Genomic DNA, 19,067 nt, shown 5'->3' on the forward strand with positions numbered 1-19,067 from the left:
TGGAGAAGTAGGGCCATGGCACGGCGTTCAATGAAACGGCGATGGAGTGAGCCTCACCGTGAGCTTGATATGACACGGCTTTCGTCGATGCCTCATACGGAAACTGGGCCTGATGGTAGTGATTATCAGGTTCGTCGCGTCTCGTCATCTTCGAAGGAATATACATGCCCGGGGTGTTTGCGCCCGGTGCGTGTTGGGGCAGCACACGTTGTTGCATGGCCAGAAGAAGCTCCCTATGGTCTGCCACAGGGACTCGATGGTAGGCGTCATTGGCACACGGATTGTTGGAACAGGGGACTGCGTCCGAACTAGGAAGTGGCATAGGAGTAGGGAAGTGCCCTTTAATCTCATGTTATTTGTCACGAGATAGTGAATTTCATGTGCCTGTTCGTGCGTTTCCTCGTATCGTTGAACGGTTAGAGTCTTTACTTCATAACCGAGGAGGCAACGCGTGAACCGAATCAAGGCGTACGCCGCTGCTACCACCGCTGGCGCGATCGCACTGGTTTTTGTGATCATTGGTGTCCTTGCTCTGACCATTTTTCAGCCACCAAAGGAACTGTCGTCGTCTATTGAGTCGCCAACGGCGATCATCATGACGCGTGACCGCGTTCTGCCGTTGCTTGACAAGAACGTTGTCGTGACGGCGACGTCAAAATCGGGCGCTGAGCTGACACTGGGTGTCGGCACTCCCGGTGACGTCCTCGGTTGGATCGGGAACGATCCCTACACCGAAGTTGTTGGTCTGACCTCGGATCGTAGTGTCCTGAAGGTGAATCAGCACGAAGGCGTTGCTGGTGATACCGGTCAGTCGAGTGCACAGTCTGGTGCTCAGTCTGGCTCGGATACGGCGCACTCCGGTGCTCAGTCAGGTGCACAGTCTGGTGCACAGTCTGGTGCTACTCAATCTCAGGTGGGGACTGAGCCTGCTCAGTTGGTTGCCGACGCATCCAAGTCTGATATGTGGTTGCACTCCGTGACGGGTGAGGGCACGGTATCCGTGTCTTTAGATGATGTTTCCGCTGGTCTTTCGGTGCTGGCAGTCTCTACGTCGGGTGCTTCTGATACGACCCTGACACTGACGTGGGCAACCCGTAGTGTGAATACTCTTGCGATTGTTTCCTTTATTCTTGCGATCTTGTTTGCGTTGATCGCAGGTGTGGCATTCCTGAGCCGTTACCAGCTTCTTCGTCATCGTGCTGAGCGCGCGAAGGCGCTGGAAGAGCGTCGTAGCGCTGACTCGACCGAGACTCAAGCAATTGACGTTAATGCGGTGAGCGCCCTAGCCGATGCAAAGAAGGCCGAAGAAGCTTCTATTCAGGACGCTTCCACCGAGGAAAACGAAGAGTCTGCGCAACAGGACACTTCTGATGACGCCCTCCAAGTCGCAGATACTGAAGCTACAGACAAGGTCAGCGATTCTGAAGAGGCAGTAGCTCAGGCAATCGACGAATGGGCGACGGATGACCGACTAAACGGCGGCGAAACCACTGAAGAAACCAGTGACGCAACCACTTTCGATGATGTGACCATCGATGGTGACCCTGTTTCCGGCGACAGTGAGCAGGTTGCTCAAGCTGAATCTGAAGATTCAGCTGGGGGCGAAGACAACACCTCAGAAGAAGTCCCCGAAGCAGAAGAGACTGTGAAGCCGGTGGCTGGTCGCCACGGTGAATGGGCGGGCACCGAAGACCAGGATCCGCCCGAGAAGGTCTCAACCGATACCGGCATCATCGATCTGTCGAGCATCCGCCCCGGCGTCACACTTCCAAGCCGTCGCGCACTGCGCGAAGCCCGTGAGAAGGGCGAAGAGAAGATCGTGATTGATGGACGCGAGTTCCACACCGGCCTGATTCCGATTGTGCACCAGACCGATTCTGATGAGTCTGCGGGATCAGAGTCTGAAGAATCCTCGTCTGCTTCCCGTAGCGGAAGTGACTCGTGGACGAAGCTCATGTCTCGCTGGTTGAAGAAGAATTGACGAAGGAGATTGCAATGAAACGACGCACTCTCGTCTTTTCGACTGCTCTTGTAGCGACGCTTGGCCTGGCTGGATGTGGCGGGGGAGAACTGACTGTTTCTGACACCAACCAGTCGGCCTCCGTTTCGCCGAACCTTGATCAAGAGCGGATTTCGTCAGCGCTGGCAGAGGTTCAAGAAACGTTGAACAGTGCTGATGAAGCGCTCAATGGTGACGTCTTTGACGGCCGTATTTCCGGTGGCGCAGCTCGTATGCGTAAAGCCCAATACGCTTACTCTGTTGCGTCCGGTGAGGCTGTTACCCAGCTTGACCTGACTCCTCAGACGACAGCAGTGACAAACTCGTTGCAGTGGCCTCGTGCCATCGTGAATATCCGCCAAGCCGACACGTCGCAGTTGCCCGTCATCGAGATGCTCGTGCAGAACGATGCTCGTAGCAAATACTCGCTGGTTGCGTGGGCGCGTATGCTCGGGGGAACTTCGCTGACCACCCCTGCGGTGACGAAGGGGTCGGCATACGTAACGAATGACACCGAGGGGTTTGTCATGACACCCGGTGACGCTGCGCAAGCGTATGTGGACATGCTGAACGCATCTTTGTCTTCGAATGAACACTTCGCTTCGGACGAGTTCACGTCCAAGTACCTTGATGCGGCATCGTCGTTGAATTCCTCGCTGGCAGCTGCCGGTAATGTGACTGCGTCGGCAAGACTGACGGAGAACCCGGTGACGGGCGTTGTACTGGAAGATGGTTCGGCTCTTGTCGCTACGACATTCTCGTACACGTTGACGTACTCTCGTACGGTTGCCGGCTCGACGATGCGACTGGGGGGCCAGACGGCAACCATGAACGCAGGAGATGATGATTCGGTCAAGGGCACTGCGGTTGCAACCTACGTGGCGACCGTGATGATGAACATTCCGTCGAGCGAACAAGGCGGTGTCGCGCGTATTATCGGCGCTGAACGTGTTCTTGAATCCGTGACGATGGACGAATCAACGAACCCCGGTAACTAGAGTTCTCACACTTCGAGGGGCGCTTGATTGGTACTACCGCCGACGTATGTATGAAATGCATTGGAGGAACAATGCCGAATGAATCGAGCATGATGCCTGCTGACTCCCATGGGGCAGTGGAGCTGGGGGCTTTAGCTTCCGCTCAGGTTTCTGGCCAGGAAACGGGCTCACCTGAGGCTCAGGTGGGGTTGAATGTGCCACTGGTTGTGCAGGTCAGTGAAGAGAACTTCCAAGATCTGATGGCGAATTCAGCGACCGTTCCGGTGATCATTGTCATGTATTCGTCGTCACAATTGGAGTCGAAGCCGTTTGTTGCTTCGATGGAGGATCTTGCTCGCGACTATGCGGGTCGTTTCCAGTTGGCGACTGGCGATGTTGATGCGTCGCCTCACATTGCGCAGGCGTTCCAGATTCAGGGTGTACCCGCCGTTATGGCGTTGATGAATCAGCGTCCGCTTCCGTTGTTCCAGGGAATTGCGCCGAAGGATCAGGTGCGCCCGATCATTGATCAGGTGTTGGATGCTGGCGCTCAGATGGGGATTAACGGTCGTATTGCGGTGTCCGAAGAGGATACGGCTACTCCGATTCCGCCTGCACACGAGGCTCCTCTTGGCGCCGAAGAAGCAGGACAGCTGGATGAAGCGATCGCTTTGTGGGAGAAGGTCCTGGATCTGAATCCGAAGGACGAGGCCGCGAAGGCTCACTTGGCGCGTGTGCGTGTTGCTGCGCGGAGTGCTTCAGCTGATGCGTCTGATCCGGCGGCCCATGCTGATGCTCTCTTTGCGTCCGGTGATCATGAAGGTGCGTTTGACCTGTTGCTGAAGATCATTGCGACGGCCGATGACACGGAAGCAAAGGATGCAGCGCGGTTGCGCTTGCTGGATCTGTTCCGCGTCGCCGGTAACTCTCCCGACGTCATGAAGGCGCGCATGATTTTGTCGACGCTCGTGCTTGTGTGAGCGACGTAGAAAGTAAGATTTTCTTAGACTCTGCGGGGCGGGCATCGTGGTGATGCCCGCCCCGCAGTGGTTGACGCAGGGATGGCGCTTTTAGTCTTCAGTGATGAGAGCTTCGATGGCTCGTACTGGAATGTCAATCCAGTCGGGGCGGTTTCGTGCTTCGTACACGGCTTCGTAGAGAGCCTTGTCGAGTTCGAGGGCCACGATCAGTGCACGCTTACGTTCTTTGTCTGCCTCGTTCATGTCACCGAATGAATCGCGGTATCCATCGATGAAAGCGGTGCGCATGTCGGTTCGCCATGTTTCGTCGGTGGCTTTTCCGACGGCTGCCGCGTAGTCGAAGGAACGGAGCATGCCGGCAACATCGCGCATGGGTTGGTCAGGCATTGAGCGTTCGGCAAGCGGACGCAGGGGCTCGCCTTCGAAGTCGAGAACAAACCAGCGTGGTTCTACGCCTGTGGGAAGATCCTTTTCGTGGAGGACCTGCCCCAGGTGGTAGTCGCCGTGGATGCGTGTTGCTTCATCGAGGCGATCGAGAGCCTCGAGGCGCGCGTAGACGCGGTCGACTTTCTCTTCGAAATTCTGGATGCGTTCTGCAAGGAAGGCGACTTCTGCCAGCGCCCACGAGGCGCGCGATCGCAGGGAGTGGGCAAGCTCTGATGGGGGAACAGGGGCGGATGTACCCAGGGAGGCGGCCATATGGGAGTGCATCTGGGCGGTCGTTTGACCGAGAGTGAATGCTAGTGCTCTTGCGGAGCTACGAACTGTTCCATTCGCTGGGTTGTCACGGGTGGCATAGTCGCAGAAGAGTTCAAAACCGTCGTCAGCGGCTGGAATGAAGGTGCAGGCTACCGCGGAGTCGGTCAGGATGGTTTCGCCCGTTAGAGCGTCGTTCCAAGTGAGTGTGGACCATGCGACGGGTGTGCGGACGCGATCCCACCCGTCCTTTGCCAATGCAACAGACACCTCGACATCGGGGTTGCGACCTGCGGCGAGGACGCGGAAAAGCTTGATGACGATGTCATCAGCATAAGGATCACCTTCACCGCTACGCATGACGACGTTCGTATTCGACTGCTCACCGGTCATGACTCGTCCGCTATTGGCGCGTCTTTCGATCGCAGCGATGCCCTCATCGTCAAGGAACGATCCCTGGGTGTGGGCAAGCCTCGCCCACGCCCGCCAGAAATCTGGATGGTGCGGACCGTCAATGAATGCGACCTCGGGGGTACTTTCCATGACGAAACCATGCGATCCGAGGATTTCGCCGGCGACAGCAAAGGAATCAAGGTCTGAAGCGGGTGCTAGGGCCAAGGGGACGTGGATCAGAACGGGGGCCTCGTCGAGAGCGTCGGGGCGTTTCGCGCTGATCAACAGATCACGAATCGTGTCGCCCAATGCAACATCGGCGTGGATGCTGAGTTCATCAAGTGTCGGTGCTGCGTCACCTTTCAGTGGAAACCAACGGCGGTCCTGCATCCATGCGTGGAGCCCGGCAAGGAGGTCCTCATCTGCGGGCCACGACAGGTGCGAGGTCGAGGTGTTCACTGTGTAGTCTCCTTTGACGGATGGGGAGCATCGGTTGATGGCGCGCGGTGCATGTGTGTCTGCCCTTGCGGGGGCAACACAAAACGCGGACTCATTCTATCGACATTCGTTCGATGAATGAGTCCGCCCTGAAGGTGTCAGTGCTTTGTGTCAGGCGTGACGGGTGCCAGCCAGAGTCCACCGAGCGGCGGAATACGCAGCTCGACTGAGAACGGGCGGCCGTTCCACGGGATCGGTTCTGCGATGATCACACCTGGGTTGGTCACGCCGGAGCCTGCGAATTCTTCGGAGTCGGTGTTGAGGATTTCAGTCCATTCACCGCCGAAGGGCAGTCCCACTCGGTAGCCCTCATGCGGGTTACCAGCGAAGTTTGCTGCGCAGACGACGACCGGCTGTTCGGTGCCTTCGCGCTTGCCCTTACGCAGGTAGGTGATGAGGTTGTGATCCCCGTCGGACGCATCGATCCACTCGAAGCCCGTGTAGTCGTCATCCCAGAAAGCAGGATTGTGGGCGTACAGGTGGTTGAGTCGGGAGACCAGCGCTTGAACGCCAGCGTGGCCTTCGAAGTCGGTGATCCACCAGTCGAGCGAGTAGGACTCGTTCCATTCCTGGCGCTGGGCGATCTCTTGACCCATGAACAGGAGTTGCTTGCCGGGATGCGACCACTGGTAGGCGTACAGCGCCTTGGTGCCAGCGAAACGCTGCCAGTCGTCACCGGGCATCTTCTCGACGACGGTGCCCTTGCCGTGAACAACTTCATCGTGGGAGATCGGTAGCACGTAGTTCTCAGAGAATGCGTAGACCAGCGAGAATGTGAGTTCGCCGTGGTGCCAGCGCCTGTTCACCGGGTCTTCTGCCATGTAGTGGAGGGTGTCGTTCATCCAGCCCATGTTCCACTTCATGCCAAAGCCCAGGCCACCACCACTGGTCGGTGCGGTCACGCCCGGCCATGCGGTTGATTCTTCCGCGACCATGACAATGCCAGGATGCGTGCGGTAGGCAGTCGCGTTGGCTTCCTGCAGGAATTCAATCGCTTCAAGGTTCTCGCGGCCACCGTACTGGTTTGGACGCCACTGGCCGTCCTTACGCGAGTAGTCGAGGTAGAGCATCGAGGCGACAGCGTCGACGCGCAGACCGTCAATGTGGAAGTCTTCGAGCCAGTATAGGGCGTTCGCAACCAGGAAGTTGCGGACCTCGCGACGACCGAAGTTGAAGACGTAGGTTCCCCAGTCAGGATGCTCGCCACGCAACGGATCCGGATCCTCATACAGGGGAGTGCCGTCGAAACGAGCAAGCGCCCAGTCGTCCTTTGGGAAGTGGGCGGGAACCCAGTCGAGAATGACGCCAATTCCGGCCTTGTGGAATTCGTCGACAAGGTAGCGGAAATCGTCGGGTGTGCCGAAACGCGAGGTGGGTGCGTAGTACGAGGTCACCTGGTAGCCCCACGACCCGCCGAAGGGGTGCTCCGCCAGAGGCATGAACTCAACGTGCGTGAAGCCCATTTCCTTGACGTAGGGGACAAGCTCGTCAGCCAGTCCGCGGTAGCCCAGACCCTGCTTCCACGATCCAGCATGGACCTCGTAAATCGACATCGGGCCTTCATGGACGTTGCGCTCGGCGCGGTCAGTCATCCACTTTTCGTCGGTCCACTCGTGGTAGTAGTCGGTGACGACGGAGGCGGTTGCCGGCGGTATTTCGGTGGCGCGTGCCAGGGGGTCAGCCTTCTGGAACCAGTTGCCACCGGGACCTTGGATTTCGAACTTGTAGCGTGCGCCTACCTTGACGCCGGGGACGAAGATTTCCCAGACGCCGGACGAGCCAAGGGAACGCATCGCGGTTGCGGTGCCGTCCCAGAAGTTGAAGTCGCCGACAACGCGGACAGCGCGTGCGTTCGGTGCCCACACGGCGAAGGCAACACCGTCGACGTCGCCCATGTCGCCGCTGTAGTGCTTAACGTGCGCGCCAAGAACCTTCCAGAGCTGCTCATGACGGCCTTCGGAGATGAGGTAGGTGTCCATCTCGCCGAGCGTTGGCAGGTAGTGGTAGGGGTCGTCGAGAGTCGTGATCTGATCACCGTAGGTGACGCGAACGCGATAGTCGGGGACTTCTTCACCGGGAAGGACGCCAACCCACACGCCGGCGTGTTCATGGGTCGCGGGGTACGCTGCGGTTGCGGTGACAATGTCGACTGCATCAGCAAGGTGATGAACGGAGCGGATGGTGACTGATGAATCACCAATATGTGCGCCGAGGACAGAGTGAGGATTGTAGTGAGCGCCGTTGCCAACGGCATCGAGCGTCGCTAGATCCACGGGGATGGGGGTCAAGTCATTAGTCATGTCCACATTCTCGCACGTCATCGGCATCTTTGTGAGATGGGCGACACTAAAATTCGCCATAAGACACCGTGAGAGCCGTCCTTTCTCGATGTCAGTGTCGGTTGGTCCAAGGTTCGAGGTCAGTTGTGGGCTCAACAGAGAACACATGACCAAGACGAGTAACGGGGGAAAGATCAACCCAGCCTTCGGATCCCCAGGTGTAGGTGGTGCCATCAAGCTCGTCGACAACGCGGAAATGACCACCGGCGGTTTGAATTCCCAGGTCGTTCAGATCAATGTGCACGGTGCCTGACACACCTTCATGAGGATTGAGCGACACGATGCAGATCACCGTGTCCGTGTTCCCGGACTCGGTGAATACTCCGGAAACCTGCTTGGAGAAACACATGATCTCTGGGTGAGAGGTCGGGTGAATCCGAAGCTGGTGAAGCTGACGCAGGGCAGGGTGCTTCGCGCGAGCAGCATTCAACAGGGTGAACAAGCGCGTAATGCCAAGAGGCTCAGCATCTTCCCAGTTACGCGGGCGGAACTCATACTTCTCGTTATCGTTCTGCTCTTCAAAGCCGGGACGCTGAACATTCTCAACGAACTCGTAGCCCGAGTAAATCCCCCAGTTCGGAGCGCCAAGAGCGGCGAGCATTGCACGAATCGCAAAGATCGCGGTACCGCCCGTCGTCATCTGCGGGGTCAAAATATCGTGAGTGGTCGGCCAAAAGCTCGGACGCATCAGGTGAGCGGTTTGCGTCGAAACCTCGGTCAGATACTCTTCGATCTCCTGCTTTTCAGTACGCCAGGCAAAGTACGTGTAGGACTGATCGAATCCGACTGCGCCCAAAGTGCGCATCATCGCGGGGCGAGTAAATGCCTCAGCGAGGAAAACAATCTCCGGGTGCGTATCGTGAACGTCAGCGATGATTTCCTGCCAGAAACGCACCGGCTTCGTGTGCGGGTTATCAACGCGGAAGATCGTCACGCCGTGCTCAATCCACACTTCGAGGACATCACGAATGGCCTCGTAGATGCCGTCATAGTCGTTGTCGAAGTTCAGCGGATAGATGTCCTGGTACTTCTTCGGCGGATTCTCCGCGAATGCAATCGAACCGTCGGCGCGGGTTGTGAACCATTCGGGGTGTTCGGTGACCCACGGGTGATCGGGGGAGCACTGCAACGCGAAGTCGAGGGCGACTTCAAGTCCAAGCTCTAACGCGCGCTCAACGAAATCGTCGAAATCATTGAAATCGCCCAGCTCGGGGTGAATCGCATCGTGTCCACCATCGGGAGACCCAATGCCGTAGGGAGAACCCGGATCGCCCTCGTAGGCGACCAGTGTATTGTTCTTACCCTTACGATTTGTCGTGCCGATCGGGTGAATAGGTGTCAGATAGACGACATCGAAGCCCATTTCAGCAATGCGGTCGAGCTCGTAGGAAGCCTGCTTTAGAGTTCCCGACACCCACGATCCATCTTCACGCTGGAACGCACCGGCTGAACGCGGGAAGATCTCATACCAAGCACCGGTCAGGGCGCGCTCACGGGCAACGGCCAGAGGGTATTCGCGTGAAGACCCAAGAAGGTCACGTACGGGGTGGGCGCGGAACACGGCGCGCACATGTGACGACACGCCCGCGGACAGGCGTTGCTGAACCGAACGTGACGTATCGCGCAGGTGGGCTGCGGCGTCACGCAGAACCTCGGCATCCTTGGCATCGAGGGGCTGTTGCAGGGGGTTGTTCAGGGCTTTTCCGTCGATGGCGCGTTCCATCAGGAGTGCGCCTTCTTCCAGCATCAATTCGACGTCGACACCTGCGTCAACTTTGATGGTTGCGTCGTGACGCCACGTGGCATAGGGGTCCGACCATGAATCGACGCGGAAAGACCACGTGCCGGGGCGATCGGGTTTGACCCACGCTTCGTATCGGTCAAGGCCGGGTGCGATGTCCGCCATTGGAGCGCGCATGTGCTCGACACCATCGGGGTCGATCAAGACCGCTTCGGCCGCAAATGCGTCGTGTCCTTCACGGAAAACCGTCGCGCGAATGGGAAGAGGCTCGTTTTCTGTTGCCTTTGCGGCCAATGTGCCGTCTTCAACGACAGGGAAAACTTCAGTGACTGGGATTCGAGGAAGAAGAATGTCGCTCACGTCACCAGCCTACGTCAGTTGGGGCGCTCGCGTGGTCAGCGCGGGGCTGCTGGTTCGTGTTTGCGTATGCGGTCAGTTTCAGATAAACCAAACCGGCCTCGTCGCCGAATTGACGAGGCCGGCCGCGTTTTTCAGACTGCGACGCCGAATATGTGGCCGACGGCGAAGGTCAGTGTCATTGCGACGCTGCCGCCAACGAGCAGACGTGCAATTGCGGGAAGGCGAGGTGCACGACCAAGAATCGCTGAGATCCACCCAGTCAAACCGAGCGCAACAAGGACGGCGGCGAATGTTGCGGGGATACGCATGCTGGGTGGGAACAACAGCATCGTGAGCAGAGGGAGGAGCGATCCAAAGAGGAAGGCAAGGAAGGAAGATCCCGCTGCCACCCACGGGTTCGTCAGATCGTCATGGTCAATGTTGTGCTCAAGCGACAGGTGAGCATCCAGTGCGTCACTTTCGCTTAACGTCCGTGCTACCAAGGTCGCGGTGTCTTTCGGCAGGCCTCGTTCTTCCCACAAGGACGCAAGGCGCTTTTCTTGACCAGCTGGATCAGCCACCAGGGCAGTCTTCTGGTCGGCGACAATCTTTCGTTCCGTGTCACGTTGGGTGGAAACGGAGACGTATTCGCCGACGGACATTGATAGGGCTGCAGAAACGATCCCGGCTACACCCGCAATAGCGATGGCCTTCGTGTTTGCCGGGTTCACAGCTGCGACGCCAACAAGAAGGCCCGAAATCGACACGATTCCGTCATTGGCGCCAAGAACGCCTGCACGCAACCAGTTGAGGCGAGCAGCAAGAGACTCTTTCTTCTGGGCTACAGGCGCAACTGAAATGACGGGTGAGCACTTGACAGAGTCGGAAAAAGTGAACGGAATAAGAGTTGTCATTCTCTCAAGCTAGGGAGAAAAAGACTGCTCCGCTAGCAAGGAAAAGCGCGCCTCTAGGACCTTTGTACTACCTAAAAATGGGTGCCCTCAATGCTCTGAGGGCACCCATAGCTAGCCGGTCTGACCAGCGAAAATGGTGGCTCAGTAGTTCATCTTCATGGCGGTACGTACCTCGTGGAGGGTCTCGTTCGCCTGCTCATTCGCCTTTTCGTTACCAAGTCGTAACACTTGGAGCAAGTAGTCCTCGTTGTTGATCAGTTCGCTACGCTTTTCGCGCAGTGGAGCAAGCATCTCATTGAGGGCCTCGGTGACGAACATCTTGAGCGTGCCGGCACCCTTATCGCCGATCTGCTCGGCAATTGCCTCGGGAGCCTGACCGGACGCCAGGCAGCCCAGCATCAAAAGGTTCGCGACCTCAGGACGATTCGCGGGATCGTAGGTGATCGTGCGCTCAGCGTCAGTCTTCGCCTTCTTCAGGATCTTCGCCGTTTCGTCAGCGGTCATGCCAAGTTCGATCGTGTTGCCACGCGACTTGGACATTTTCATGCCGTCGGTGCCGAGCAACAGCGGGACCTCGGACAAAAGGGCCTCGGGACGACGGAAGACGGGAACCTCAGGATTGGCGCGACCATAGCGCTTATCGAAACGCTGGGCGATCAGGCGAGCCTGCTCCAAGTGTGGCAACTGATCCTGACCAACGGGAACAAGATTCGCCTTGCAGAACAGAATGTCAGCAGCCTGGTGAACTGGGTAAGTCAGCATCAGGCCAGTCATAGCGCGACCGTCGGTGGCTTCGAGTTCTGCCTTCACCGTAGGGTTTCGGTGCAACTCAGACTCGGTGACCAGAGACAGGAAGGGGAGCATCAGCTGGTTGAGCGCCGGAACGGCAGAATGGTTGAAGATCGTCGAACGCTCCGGATCAATACCGGCAGCAATGTAGTCGGCAATCAGACCAAGGACGCGTTCACGAATGGGGCCAACGCCGTCACGGTCCGTGATCACCTGATAGTCGGCAACCAGAACCCACGTTTCAACGCCACGGTTCTGCAACAGAACACGGTTACGGAGCGTACCGAAGTAATGACCGAGGTGCAGATGCCCGGTCGGTCGGTCACCGGTCAGGATACGGAAGCGAGTGGGATCTTCATCGATGGCCAGGTCGATTTCGGCTGAACGAGCCTTCGAACGAGCAAGCGATGCGTCGGATGTCGAGTGTGCAAGTGCGTCTTCACTGGAAGTCATGGGTGTGATTCTATCGAAAGACGCGCCTAACGCTATTTCGCGTCCGCCCGCAGTTAGCGTTTGGGCGGTACCGCAATATCGGAAAGCAAGACCTGCATCGAGTTCGGTCGAAGAGTCACGATGGATTCATTGGCGACCTGTCCCAGGCTCAGGCTCAATGCGAGAGGATCGGTCCCCGGTTGAACACCCTCGTCAAGGCGAATCCACGCCGTATTCACACATACGAGCCAATCGACGCCGTGGCCGGTCGGAAGGCTCACATCCTGCTCGTCCAAAGTGCCGTTCACAATGACCAGAGCGTCGCGGTCGTTCCAACGTACGCCCGAACGCAACATTTGGAACACGCGATTGTCGGAAAGAGCCCAGCCTTCTGTCGGCATGGGAGCACCGGTCTTATCCAGCCACGCCACATCCGGGATTGAATCGCCGGGTACGGGTGCACCTGATTCGTAGATATCGGGGCGCAATACGGGGTGAGCTTGACGCAGGCCGATCAACCAACGAACGAAGTCCTTGTGTACCAGTTGCGCGGGTGTCAGATTCCAGTCGAACCACGAGATCGGGGAATCCTGACAGTACGCATTGTTATTGCCCTGCTGAGTGCGACTAAATTCATCGCCGCCGAGAATCATTGGGGTGCCCGCAGAAATGAGCAGGGAGGTCAGCATGTTGCGCTGGGTCTGGTAGCGACGACGAGAGGTCGTTTCGATTGCTTCTTTTGCCTCAACCGGGTCACCTTCATCGTCGGTCATGTTCGCGATTGATGCGACCCAGCCTTCAATTCCGTGGTTCCATGAACGATTGTCGTTCGATCCGTCGCGGTTGCCTTCCAAGTTCGCCCAATTATGTTTGGTATCGAACGCCGTTAGGTCAGCGAGGGTGAAGCCGTCGTGCGCGGTGATGAAGTTAATTGAAGCACGAGGCCCGCGTCCGATTCCGGTGCCATGATCGAAAACGGGGCGGGAACCGGCCAAACGGGTCGCTAGGTTATTCGGGCCAGACGCGCCGTGACCTTCGACTAGGGAACGAACGTCGGAGAGCCAGAAGGCGCGCAGTGCCCCGCGGTAGTGGTCATTCCACTCTGAGAAGGGGAGTGGGAAATTGCCGGTCTGCCAGCCTCCGGGGCCGATATCCCAGGGTTCAGCAATGAGCTTTGCCGTTGACAGTGTTCGGTCGGTTGCCATTGCCATCAGCAACGGGTGCTTCGGGTCGAATCCCGTGGCGAAGCGTCCAAGGGTTGCGGCCAAGTCGAAGCGGAAACCGTCGACGCCCATTGTGTCTGCCCAGTAGCGCAGGGAATCGAGGATCATCGACATTGTCTTGGGATTGTCGACGTTCATGGTATTTCCGGTGCCCGTGTCGTCAGTACAGGCGACGGGAACCGTGTTCGTGTGGCGGTAATACAGGTCAGAATCGAGTCCACGCCACGAGAGTGACGGGCCGGAGTCGCCACCTTCACACGTGTGGTTGTAGACGACGTCAAGGATGACTTCGATCCCTGCCTCGTGCAGGATCGACACCATTCCGCGGAACTCGTCGACGACCGCTTGGGCGCCACGGTCTTGCGCTGAATGAGTTGCGTAAGAAGGCTCGGGAGTGAAGAAGTTCAGGGTCGAATAACCCCAGTAATTAGTCAGACCACGTTCCGATAGGAACGGTTCCTCACACTTCGCGTGAACGGGGAGAAGTTCAATGGAAGTAATTCCCAGGTTCTTCAGGTAATCCACTGACGCAGGATGTGCCAAGCCCGCGTATGTTCCCTGTAATTCGCCAGGAATACCCGGCATGTTCTTCGTAAAGCCCTTGACATGGACCTCGTACACAATCGTCTTTTCCCACGGGACGCGTGGCTTTGGTGCCACGGGGAAGCGGGAATCAACGACAACGGAGCAGGGGACATGCCCACGCGAATCAAGAGGCGAACGCGCAAACGGATAAGAAGTCGGATATAGGTTCTCGTCAACGATATGCCCGTAGACTGCGGCACTCATGTCAACGCTTCCCTCGAGACCTCGTCCGTAGGGATCCAACAGGAACTTCGCCGGATTATAGAAGAAGCCACGATCGGGATCCCACGGGCCATCAGCGCGGAAACCATAACGCGTGCCCACACCCAAGCCATTGATATGACCGTGCCAAATGCCCTCATTGCTAGGAATCAGCGCATACCGCGTTTCAGAGTCGTCTAAGTCCAGAACACAGAAATCAACGTGCGTCGCGCAACGCGCCACGACGGAAACGTCAAGACCACCGTTTGCAACATGGACACCGAAGCGAGGAGGAACAGGGTTCGGCTGAGTAACATTCACGAGCGCCACCGAGTGATCGTGCGAATGGTCGTGGCCCATGATGTCCTCTCTCTAGCCAGAACGTGCTTGAACGCTAACGGTTCAAGAAACTGTTGATGGGAACTGCGTCTTCTTGTCAACGTATCGCGCACATACTCAAAAAGTGTGCGCGACCACCCGCACTATTATTGCAAGCCGGCAAGGTTTCTGACGCAACGTAGTCAAAGCGTGTGGGAAAACCCATCTCACACCCCTTGCTCTTCGGGCTTACTCGCCCTTTGTGGCACGCTAGAAGCTATGAGAATTGTCGTATGCGTGAAACACGTTCCAGACATGCAGTCGGAACGCCGATTCGAAGATGGTCGCATTGTTCGTGGCGAAGATGACATCCTCAACGAACTGGATGAAAACGCCATTGAAGCAGCCGTTCAACTGGTCGAAGATAACGGCGGTGAAGTCATCGCCCTGACCATGGGGCCCGAGGACGCTGAAGACGCCCTGATGCGCGCCCTCCAGATGGGGGCCGACCGCGGTGTTCTTATCAGCGACGAGGCGCTGGCTGGAGCTGATGCCGGTCTGACCGCGCTCGCATTGGCTGGAGCCATTCAGACGCTCGCCGACGAAAAACCCATTGACCTTGTTATTACGGGTATGGCATCGCTCGACTCGATGACCTCAATGCTTCCCGCGGCGCTTGCGACCCGCTTACACTTCCCGTTGCTCGGTCTGGCCCACGAAATCTCCGTCGATACCGGCGCCTCGAGCATTGAAATCAAGCGCAACGCCGACGGGTACGAGGACGTCCTTTCCGCACCCATGCCGGCAGTTGTCTCAGTCACCGACCAGATCAACGAACCCCGCTATCCGGCATTCGCGGCCATGAAAGCCGCACGCAAGAAGCCAATGGACACCTGGGAACTGGCCGACATCGAAGAAAGCGATGCAGGCTCAGCTATCGCCCAGCGTGGCCAGGTTACCGAGGTCCTCGAATCCAACGAGATCACCCGCGACAACGCCGGAACGATCATCCCTGACTCCGGTGATGCAGGCCTCCGACTGGCCCAGTACCTCCTCGAAGTGGTGAAGTGACATGGCAACTCTTTCTCAACCAATACTCGTCCTTGCTGACCACCAGGGCAGTGACACCGACGGCTGGCACCTGACCCCAGCATCGGCGCAGATCATTTCTCTCGCGTCCACGTTGAGTGACGCTGGAGTTGTCGCACTTTCCCTGACCACGAACCCGGATATGACCACGCTGGGCACCCTCGGCGTGGAAAAGGTCCTCGTCCCCGGTATTGACCACTCCGGCGCACGCGTCAGCGCAGTCGTCGCAGACGCCGTCGCATCCGCAGTCACGACACAGGATTTCGGAGCCCTCTTCGTTGTCTCGACCTACCGAGGCCGTGAAGTCGCGTCTCGTATCGCCACCCTGACCAACTCCGGAGTTGTCTGCGACGCCATCGGCGTTGAGGTTGACAACGACTCCCTGGTTGTCACGACCACCGCGCTCGCGGGCTCGTGGTCGAATCGCCTGAAGGTCTCGGGTTCGCTTCCGGTTGTGGCGCTTCGACCCGGATCCTTTGACGTCCTCGAGTTCGCGCCGGTCACTCCGGTCGCCGAATCCATCGACGTTGAGCTCAGCGATGAGGCCCGTGCGGTGACGGTCGTCTGCTCGTCTGCACTGGAGACAACGGGCGTATCGCTGACCGAAGCTTCCACCGTTGTTGTCGCCGGTCGCGGAACAAACGGCGATATGAACATCGTCAATGAATTGGCAGATGAACTCGGCGCGGCAGTCGGCGCTACTCGCGTTGTCTGCGATGAAGGCTGGGCACCGCGTACCATGCAGATCGGCCAGACCGGTCTGTCAGTGTCGCCGAATCTCTACATTGGTCTAGGTGTTTCCGGAGCTATCCATCACACGGTTGGTATGCAGTCCAGCGCCCACATCGTCGCTGTCTGCGATGACCCTGATGCTCCGATCTTTGAGATCGCAGATTTCGGCGTTGTTGGCGACATGTTCGAGGTTATTCCTGCTGCACTGGAAGAAATCAAGAAGGCGCGCGACGCCGAGTGACGCACTACCTGGATCACGCTGCAACAACCCCGATCCGTCCTTCAGCGTTGGAGGCATGGGTCGAGGCTCAGCGTGAGCTCAGCGCTCATCCCGGGAACCCGGCCTCGTTGCACGGTGGCGGTAGACGCGCAAAGAGGATGTTGGAGGACGCCCGCGAACGTGTCGCTATTGCCTTGGGCTGCGAGAAGCCCGAAGTGATCTTTACGTCGGGTGCCACCGAATCAGATGCCATCGGCGTACACGGGGGAGCGCTCGCTGGGCGGGCATTTAACGCTGATCGGAACACGGTTCTTCTGTCCCCGGTGGAGCACGATGCTGTAGGCAATCAGCGCGAGTATTTAGAATCGCGCGGGTTTGCTGTTGAGCTTTTCCCTGTGGCGTCCAACGGCGTGTGCGTTATCAATACTGACGCGTTGGCGCAGGTGAAAGACCAGTGTTCTCTTGCTTCGCTCACCCTGGTCAGCTCAGAAATCGGGACAATTCAGCCGGTATCGCAGATGGTCGAGGCACTTGATGGTCGCTCCATGCCGATCGCTCAGCGTCCACTGACCCACACCGATGCCGCGCAGGCAATGTCTCTGATGGACGTGTCCTATGCGGAACTCGGCGTTGACTTGATGACCGTGGGTGGCCACAAGATTGGTGCGCCGGCAGGGACTGGCGTGCTGGTTGCTCGCCGTGGACTGAAGATCCCCACCGATCGTCCCGGTGGAGGACACGAGCGTGGCATTCGTTCAGGAACCCCCGACGTTGCCGGCGCGTGCGCGTTCGCGCTAGCGCTTGAAGAAACGGTTGCTCAGCGCCAAGAGTGGCAGGTCCGCGCGGCGCTTCTGCGTGATCGTTTGGCCCGCGCTCTGCCGGACTATGCGCGACTCACTGTCTCTCCGGATGACGCGTTGGCCTCGATCATTCATCTGTCGATTCCGACGTCGCACCCTGAAGCGGTACTGATGGCGATGGACATGGCAGATGTCCACGTCTCTGCTGGTTCTGCGTGCCACGCGGGGGTGACGCGTCCGTCCGACGTCGTCCTGGCCCTGGGAGCCACCGAAGCTGAAGCGCTGGGAGTCCTGCGCATTTCCACCGGACATGACACGACCGAAGCGGATATTGATGCATTCGTGGATGCTCTTGAACGCGCCGTCCTTGCAGGGCAGGCGTTAGACTCTCACGATCGAGACCGCATGCACGGTCGAACCCACTGAAAGGACAATTGAATGCGTGTTCTTGCCGCACTTTCCGGAGGCGTGGATTCGGCTGTCGCTGCAGCGAAAGCGGTCGAGGCCGGCCATGATGTTGTCGGCGTCCACATGGCTTTGTCGAGTCAACCGCAGGAATGCCGTATCGGCTCGCGAGGGTGTTGCTCCGTTGAAGACGCTGGCGATGCTGCGCGAGCAGCCGAAATCATGGGGATCCCGTTCTACGTGTGGGACCTCGCCCAAGAATTCGAAGAAACCGTCATCGAAGACTTCGTTGAACAGTACAAGCTGGGGCATACGCCGAACCCGTGTGTGCGTTGCAACGAGTTCGTGAAATTCCGTGAACTTGCAACGCGCGCGAAGGCACTGGGTTTCGATGCTGTCTGCACCGGCCACTACGCTGCAATCGTTGATGGTCCATCCGGCCCGGAATTGCACCGTGGCGCAGATTCTCTGAAAGACCAGTCGTATGTTCTGGCAATCATGGGGCGTGATGAACTGTCACGCGTTCTACTGCCCCTTGGTGATGCCCCCACCAAGGCGTGGGTGCGTTCCGAAGCGCAGCGTCTTGGCCTGGGTGTGTCCAACAAGCCGGATTCCTACGACATTTGCTTCATTCCCGACGGAGATACGCAGGGCTTCTTGCGCACTCGATTGGGTAGCGATGAAGGTGAGATCGTGAGCCCCGACGGCGAGGTCCTTGGCACCCACCAGGGCTACTGGAACTTCACGGTTGGTCAGCGACGAGGTCTGCATATTGATCGTCCCGCCGAAGATGGCAAGCCTCGCTATGTTCTGGAAACTCGTCCGGAATCGAACCAGGTCGTCGTTGGAGCATCGACTCTGCTCAGCGTGGATCGAATTGAATGCGAGGACGTCGTCTGGTTAGCTCCCGATGATCTGGGGGCCTCAACGGATGACCTGTTCGTTCAGGTTCGCGCCCACGGTACGCCCGTCCCCGTTTCCCTAGTCGAGCACGACTCCGAAGACGAGGCGCGTGAAGGAGCAGAACGCCGGTTGGTCGTGTCCCTTTCCGAATCGATCCGTGGCGTTGCTGCCGGCCAGTCGCTGGTCATGTACCGTGACACCCGTGTCTTGGGGGAAGCAACGATCATGCGGGCAAGCCGAGCCTCGTCGTTCGTAGCCTGATGTTTTCTTACGAGGTCCACGGATAAGCTCAGTTCGCCGAGGTTGTCACTGACCTTGTACACTAAACGAGCACTGTTTGTGGGCATAGGTTCCATGCGGAACCTCGTCGCCTTCGAAAACAGGTTCGCGCGCGAGTGGCGGAATTGGCAGACGCGCTGGATTTAGGTTCCAGTGTCTTTGACGTGTGGGTTCGAGTCCCATCTCGCGCACAACGGAAGGACACCAGTTGAATG

General features: G+C 58.1%; 14 protein-coding genes and 1 tRNA gene. 9 read left to right on the forward strand and 6 right to left on the reverse strand.

The window, feature by feature from the left end:
* The first annotated feature begins 69 nt into the window (after positions 1–69).
* The 4 genes from QP381_RS05830 to QP381_RS05845 all read left to right on the forward strand — a co-directional run bounded on the left by QP381_RS05830 (position 70) and on the right by QP381_RS05845 (position 3,956).
* Complete coding sequence (locus QP381_RS05830; RefSeq protein WP_103632060.1) at positions 70–312, forward strand: hypothetical protein; 243 nt, start codon at positions 70–72, stop codon at positions 310–312.
* Between the two features lie 139 nt (positions 313–451).
* Entirely contained in the window at positions 452–1,981 is a 1,530-nt protein-coding gene (locus tag QP381_RS05835; protein WP_285068066.1) for a hypothetical protein, read from the forward strand.
* Positions 1,942–2,997: a hypothetical protein gene (locus QP381_RS05840; protein ID WP_285068067.1), complete on the forward strand. Its 1,056-nt coding sequence runs from the start codon at positions 1,942–1,944 to the stop codon at positions 2,995–2,997. Before QP381_RS05835 ends, QP381_RS05840 begins: the two co-directional genes overlap by 40 nt.
* Positions 2,998–3,068: 71 nt before the next feature.
* Positions 3,069–3,956, forward strand: a complete 888-nt coding sequence (locus QP381_RS05845) for a tetratricopeptide repeat protein (protein WP_179369751.1) — start codon at positions 3,069–3,071, stop codon at positions 3,954–3,956.
* Between the two features lie 90 nt (positions 3,957–4,046).
* On the opposite strand, the gene QP381_RS05850 is transcribed toward QP381_RS05845, so the two are convergent.
* From QP381_RS05850 to glgX, 6 genes are all read right to left on the reverse strand, one after another.
* Positions 4,047–5,504, reverse strand: a complete 1,458-nt coding sequence (locus QP381_RS05850; protein ID WP_285068068.1) for a phosphotransferase — start codon at positions 5,502–5,504, stop codon at positions 4,047–4,049.
* Positions 5,505–5,641: 137 nt separating this feature from the next.
* Positions 5,642–7,843, reverse strand: a complete 2,202-nt coding sequence (gene glgB, locus QP381_RS05855) for a 1,4-alpha-glucan branching protein GlgB (protein ID WP_285068069.1) — start codon at positions 7,841–7,843, stop codon at positions 5,642–5,644.
* 91 nt (positions 7,844–7,934) lie between these two features.
* Entirely contained in the window at positions 7,935–9,983 is a 2,049-nt protein-coding gene (locus QP381_RS05860; protein ID WP_179369748.1) for an alpha-1,4-glucan--maltose-1-phosphate maltosyltransferase, read from the reverse strand.
* 131 nt (positions 9,984–10,114) lie between these two features.
* A complete protein-coding gene (locus QP381_RS05865; protein WP_179369747.1) occupies positions 10,115–10,876 on the reverse strand; it encodes a VIT1/CCC1 transporter family protein in 762 nt (253 codons plus the stop codon).
* Between the two features lie 141 nt (positions 10,877–11,017).
* Complete coding sequence (gene trpS, locus QP381_RS05870) at positions 11,018–12,118, reverse strand: tryptophan--tRNA ligase (protein ID WP_285068070.1); 1,101 nt, start codon at positions 12,116–12,118, stop codon at positions 11,018–11,020.
* Between the two features lie 53 nt (positions 12,119–12,171).
* The gene (gene glgX / locus QP381_RS05875; protein WP_285068071.1) at positions 12,172–14,466 is read right to left on the reverse strand and encodes a glycogen debranching protein GlgX; all 2,295 of its coding nucleotides are present in this window, start codon (positions 14,464–14,466) and stop codon (positions 12,172–12,174) included.
* A gap of 237 nt (positions 14,467–14,703) precedes the next feature.
* Here glgX and QP381_RS05880 point away from each other — a divergent pair, with 237 nt between their 5' ends.
* The 5 genes from QP381_RS05880 to QP381_RS05900 all read left to right on the forward strand — a co-directional run bounded on the left by QP381_RS05880 (position 14,704) and on the right by QP381_RS05900 (position 19,043).
* Positions 14,704–15,495 (forward strand): electron transfer flavoprotein subunit beta/FixA family protein, encoded by a 792-nt coding sequence (locus tag QP381_RS05880; protein ID WP_179369744.1) that lies wholly within the window; start codon positions 14,704–14,706, stop codon positions 15,493–15,495.
* A 1-nt stretch (position 15,496) separates the two neighbouring features.
* Complete coding sequence (locus tag QP381_RS05885) at positions 15,497–16,486, forward strand: electron transfer flavoprotein subunit alpha/FixB family protein (protein WP_103631913.1); 990 nt, start codon at positions 15,497–15,499, stop codon at positions 16,484–16,486.
* Positions 16,483–17,691 (forward strand): cysteine desulfurase family protein, encoded by a 1,209-nt coding sequence (locus tag QP381_RS05890; RefSeq protein WP_103631912.1) that lies wholly within the window; start codon positions 16,483–16,485, stop codon positions 17,689–17,691. Before QP381_RS05885 ends, QP381_RS05890 begins: the two co-directional genes overlap by 4 nt.
* A 12-nt stretch (positions 17,692–17,703) precedes the next feature.
* On the forward strand, positions 17,704–18,834 hold the full coding sequence (mnmA, locus tag QP381_RS05895) for a tRNA 2-thiouridine(34) synthase MnmA (RefSeq protein ID WP_103631911.1): 1,131 nt from the start codon (positions 17,704–17,706) through the stop codon (positions 18,832–18,834).
* Between the two features lie 128 nt (positions 18,835–18,962).
* Positions 18,963–19,043 (forward strand) — tRNA-Leu (locus tag QP381_RS05900).
* The last annotated feature ends 24 nt before the right edge of the window (positions 19,044–19,067 follow it).

The sequence above is a fragment of the Pauljensenia sp. UMB6358 genome, assembly GCF_030216865.1.
GTDB lineage: Bacteria > Actinomycetota > Actinomycetes > Actinomycetales > Actinomycetaceae > Pauljensenia > Pauljensenia turicensis_A.